The organism is Bacteroides sp. RTP31139st1_H2_RTP31139_211217 (genome assembly GCF_040227615.1).
Classification (GTDB): domain Bacteria; phylum Bacteroidota; class Bacteroidia; order Bacteroidales; family Bacteroidaceae; genus Bacteroides; species Bacteroides uniformis.
In genome coordinates, this window is the sequence record NZ_JBCNZM010000153.1 from 7,220 (window position 1) to 11,716 (window position 4,497).

Consider the following 4,497-nt stretch of genomic DNA (forward strand, 5'->3'; position numbering starts at 1 on the left):
ATATATTTTACTTCTGCCGGATATAGATATTTATCGGAGTTCCGGTCAACTTCCATTTCTCACGCATCTTATTTTCCAGGAATCGTCTGTAAGGCTCTTTCACATATTGTGGAAGATTTGCAAAATAAACAAATGACGGCACCTGGGTATTGGGCAACTGCGTAATATACTTTATCTTGATATACTTACCCTTAATTGAAGGGGGTGGATACGCCTCGATAAGCGGCAGCATTTCCTCGTTCAAACGAGCTGTCGGAATACGCGTCATACGATTTTCGTACACATCACGCGCCTCTTCCAATACCTTCAGAATACGCTGTTTGGTCAGTGCCGAAGCAAAGATGATAGGAAAATCCACAAACGGAGCGAAACGGTTGCGGATAGCATCTTCGAAAGTCTTCATCACCTTCACAGTCTTGTCCTTCACCAAGTCCCACTTGTTCACCACAACCACCAGCCCCTTGGCATTCTTCTGTATCAAGGAGAAGATATTCAAATCCTGGCTTTCGATGCCACGCGTAGCGTCTACCATCAAAATACATACATCTGCATTCTCAATGGAACGAATGGAACGGATTACGGAGTAGTACTCCAAATCCTCATTCACCTTGTTCTTCTTACGGATACCCGCCGTATCTACCAGGTAGAAATCAAAACCGAATTTATTGTAGCGGGTATAGATAGAATCGCGCGTGGTACCGGCAATCTCCGTCACGATGTTGCGGTCTTCTCCAATAAAGGCATTGACTATGGAAGACTTTCCGGCATTAGGGCGTCCCACTACTGCAAAGCGGGGAATATCCTCGTCCAGAATTTCATCAGATTCCTTCTTGAACTTGCTGACGATAAGGTCCATCATATCGCCCGTACCGCTACCCGTTACAGCAGAAATACAATAAGGGTCACCCAAACCCAAACTGTAAAACTCAGGAGCATTGTATTGCAGTTCATGATTATCAGTCTTATTGGCAACCAGCAACACAGGCTTCTTGGCACGACGCAAGATGGCAGCCACCTGCTCGTCGAGGTCCGTAACCCCGTTCATCACATCCACCACGAACAGAATCACGTCGGCTTCATCCACCGCCATCAATACCTGCTTACGAATCTCCTCTTCGAAAATATCATCAGAGTTCACTACCCAACCGCCGGTATCTACCACGGAGAACTCACGTCCCAACCATTCGGTCTTTCCATATTGGCGGTCACGGGTGGTTCCCGCTTCCTCATTCACAATTGCCTGACGTGTCTTGGTCAGACGGTTAAATAATGTAGACTTTCCCACATTGGGACGTCCTACGATTGCAACTAAATTTCCCATAGTTCACACTCTTTGTTTTTTGCGACTGTCACAGTCGTATGAATAACTCTTAATCCAGCTGATAACCAAAATTACGCAGTTCCTTGTCCGAACTCCGCCAATCCTTATCAACTTTCACAAACGTCTCCAGGAATATCGTTTTCCCGAAAAACCTCTCCAAATCACGGCGCGCTTCAGTAGCCACTTTCTTCAAAGCCTTCCCCTGCTTGCCTATGATAATACCTTTTTGCGAATCACGCTCCACATAGATTACGGCACTGATATGAATCTTCTTTGCCTCCTCCTTAAACTGTTCTACCATCACCTCCACCGAATAAGGGATTTCCTTATCGTAGTACAACAGAATTTTCTCACGGATTATTTCGGTCACGAAGAAACGCGCCGGCTTGTCCGTCCACTGGTCCTTGTCGAAATAAGGAGGTGAGTCGGGCAACAGCTCCTTCACCCGCTTCATGACATAATCCACATTAAATTTCGAAGTAGCAGAGATAGGAATAATTTCCGCCTTCGGCAGCAATTCCTTCCATGCTTCCACCAGTTCCACCAGCTTTTCCTGGTTGCTTAAATCAATCTTATTGATAAGCAGCAATACCGGAACGTCCAAGTGTCCTACTTTCTCCACAAAGTCATTATGCTTGTCGGGAGTCTCAACCACATCTGTCACATACAGCAACACATCCGCATCCGTCAATGCCGAAGTGGAGAAATTCAGCATGGACTCCTGTAACTTATAGTTTGGCTTCAATACACCCGGAGTGTCCGAAAACACAATTTGCATGTCATCCGTATTATAGATGCCCATAATCCGATGACGGGTGGTCTGCGCCTTGAAAGTGGCGATAGAAATGCGCTCACCTACCAAAACGTTCATCAATGTGGATTTGCCCACATTCGGATTTCCCACGATATTTACAAAACCTGCTTTGTGCATGACTTCAGTATTTGAATTGAGACAAAAAAACGCATCGAATCGAAATAGGATGCGTTTTTATCATATTATATTTAGCAATAGTATGTTACTGCTTCTTTCCGTCGTATCCCCACTTCACATACACGGCTCCCCAGGTAAATCCTGCGCCGAATGCAGTGAAAATAAGGTTGTCGCCTTTCTTCAGCTTATCTTCAAAGTCCCAGATGCAAAGAGGCAACGTAGCAGCACTGGTATTGCCGTAACGTTCGATATTAATCAGTACTTTCTCACGAGGAACTTCCAGACGATGTGCCACAGCATCAATGATACGAAGATTGGCCTGGTGCGGAATCACCCAGTCAATGCTATCCTTTGTCAGACCGTTTTTCTCGGCAATGGCCGCGCTAACATCCGACATATTGGATACGGCATACTTAAACACAGTACGTCCTTCCTGATAAATGTAATGCATGTGGTTGTCTACAGTAAAATAAGAGGGAGGACAAACCGACCCACCCGCTTTCATATGCAGGAAAGGCAAACCTTTGCCGTCGGTTCTCAGAATAGCATCCATAATACCTACATCTTCTGTTGTCGGCTCGAGCATGAAAGCTGCAGCGCCGTCTCCAAAGATAGGACAAGTAGCACGGTCTGTATAATCAACCATTGACGACATCTTGTCGGCTCCCACAATGATAACCTTCTTATATCTTCCAGAACGGATGAAATTGGCCGCCGTCTCCATCAGATAGAGAAATCCGCTGCAGGCTGCCTGCAAGTCAAAAGCATATGCATTTTTCAGCCTTAACTTATCACATAAAATAGAAGCTGTAGAAGGGAAATGATAATCCGGAGTGGAAGTAGCTACAATCACCAGATCTATATCATCCGGATCCGCGCCAGTACGTTGCATCAGCTGTTTGGCAGCTTTACGCGCCATATAGGAACTACCTAACCCTTCTTCATTCAGGATACGTCTTTCCTTTACTCCGATACGAGTCATAATCCATTCGTCATTCGTATCCACCATTCTTGAGATTTCGTCGTTCGTCAAGACGTAATCAGGTACATAACCGCCGACTCCTGTAATTACTGCATTTATTTTTTCCATTAAAATCTTGTTTACTTATAGAACTACTGAAACAACGGTAGTCTAAAAAGGTTTGCTTATTAAATTACAAATCTTTTTAGACGCCCGATATTCAAGTATAAGTTTTAGTCAAACTGACCGTAATTATACGGCAGCTTCCTTTTCAACTGCAAGCTTACCTCTATAGTAACCACATGCACCACATACAGTGTGATATACATGCCACTCACCACAATTCGGGCAAATAGCCAGTGTAGGAGCTACTGCTTTATCATGAGTTCTTCTCTTCGCAGTTCTTGTTTTTGACTGTCTTCTCTTAGGATGTGCCATTTTCTTTAATCTTTAATTGTTATCTAATATTTTCTTTAATTCGTCCCAACGCGGGTCTACCTGCGTTTCTTCTTCATTCATCAGCTCCACCTCTTCTTCCGGAGCAAATGTGTCCTCAGCCATATCATCATCCGGAGTAGTGCGCATATGCTTACTCAATTTGCTGGTCATTGCCTTGTTACACTTACCCGGAGCATGCACATGCTTCATGGGGATGGCCAAAGCTACAAACTCGTACATAAACCATGCTACATTAATCTCACCTTCCTCTTCGGGAATTACTATGAGATTGTCACCTTCTTCGGCATATTCATGACCGAACTTAACCAGCAGCTTATCTGTCGAGCTGACAAGCTGTTCCATATCGTCCAAACAACGGTCACATGGCACCCACACCATTCCGTCTGTCTGGAAGTTCAATTCGAAAGCACGAGATGTTTTCTTTACAACTAACACCACATTGACTTTACCCTTCTGCACTTCCGGTCCATCAATATTGGCAAAGAAAAGGTTATCTAGCACAAACTCATATTTGCATGAATCTGCTTGCATACCTTTCAGGTCTATTTTGTATTTATCAAACTTTCCCAAAGCTTCTTTTGTTTATTCGGGCGACAAAGATACGAATAATTATCCTCATTATGTAGTATTTAGAGTAAAATATTCATTTTTTTATGTTCATTTCACCCTGATATCACTACAAATCAGCAGAAAACTCATGGCCTAAAACACAAGAACAATCCATGCCGGCATCCAAGTATATGTAAAGATATAAAACGAACAAAGCCTCCGTATCCTTATCAGACACGGAGGCTTCTTCTGAAAACGGCGACTACCTACTCTCCC

General features: G+C 43.9%; 5 protein-coding genes. All 5 read right to left on the reverse strand.

Going from position 1 to position 4,497, the window contains the following annotated elements; all coding sequences use genetic code 11:
* Window positions 1–7: 7 nt before the first annotated feature.
* Window positions 8–1,321, reverse strand: coding sequence for a ribosome biogenesis GTPase Der (gene der / locus ABUA47_RS19375; protein WP_005829538.1), 1,314 nt, complete (start codon window positions 1,319–1,321; stop codon window positions 8–10).
* Between the two features lie 49 nt (window positions 1,322–1,370).
* Window positions 1,371–2,252 carry a GTPase Era gene (gene era, locus ABUA47_RS19380; protein WP_005829536.1) on the reverse strand — a complete coding sequence of 294 codons (882 nt, stop codon included), beginning with the start codon at window positions 2,250–2,252 and terminating at the stop codon, window positions 1,371–1,373.
* Window positions 2,253–2,337: 85 nt separating this feature from the next.
* Window positions 2,338–3,342: a beta-ketoacyl-ACP synthase III gene (locus ABUA47_RS19385; RefSeq protein ID WP_005829534.1), complete on the reverse strand. Its 1,005-nt coding sequence runs from the start codon at window positions 3,340–3,342 to the stop codon at window positions 2,338–2,340.
* Between the two features lie 123 nt (window positions 3,343–3,465).
* Entirely contained in the window at window positions 3,466–3,651 is a 186-nt protein-coding gene (gene rpmF / locus ABUA47_RS19390) for a 50S ribosomal protein L32 (RefSeq protein WP_004288267.1), read from the reverse strand.
* 12 nt (window positions 3,652–3,663) lie between these two features.
* Window positions 3,664–4,242, reverse strand: a complete 579-nt coding sequence (locus tag ABUA47_RS19395; protein ID WP_005829530.1) for a DUF177 domain-containing protein — start codon at window positions 4,240–4,242, stop codon at window positions 3,664–3,666.
* Between the last annotated feature and the right edge of the window lie 255 nt (window positions 4,243–4,497).

Excerpts from the sequence above, each read along its gene's own strand:
- der (WP_005829538.1), bottom strand. The coding sequence starts at position 1,321 with ATGGGAAATTTAGTTGCAATCGTAGGACGTCCCAATGTGGGAAAGTCT.
- rpmF (WP_004288267.1), bottom strand. The coding sequence starts at position 3,651 with ATGGCACATCCTAAGAGAAGACAGTCAAAAACAAGAACTGCGAAGAGA.
- ABUA47_RS19385 (WP_005829534.1), bottom strand. The coding sequence starts at position 3,342 with ATGGAAAAAATAAATGCAGTAATTACAGGAGTCGGCGGTTATGTACCT.
- era (WP_005829536.1), bottom strand. The coding sequence starts at position 2,252 with ATGCACAAAGCAGGTTTTGTAAATATCGTGGGAAATCCGAATGTGGGC.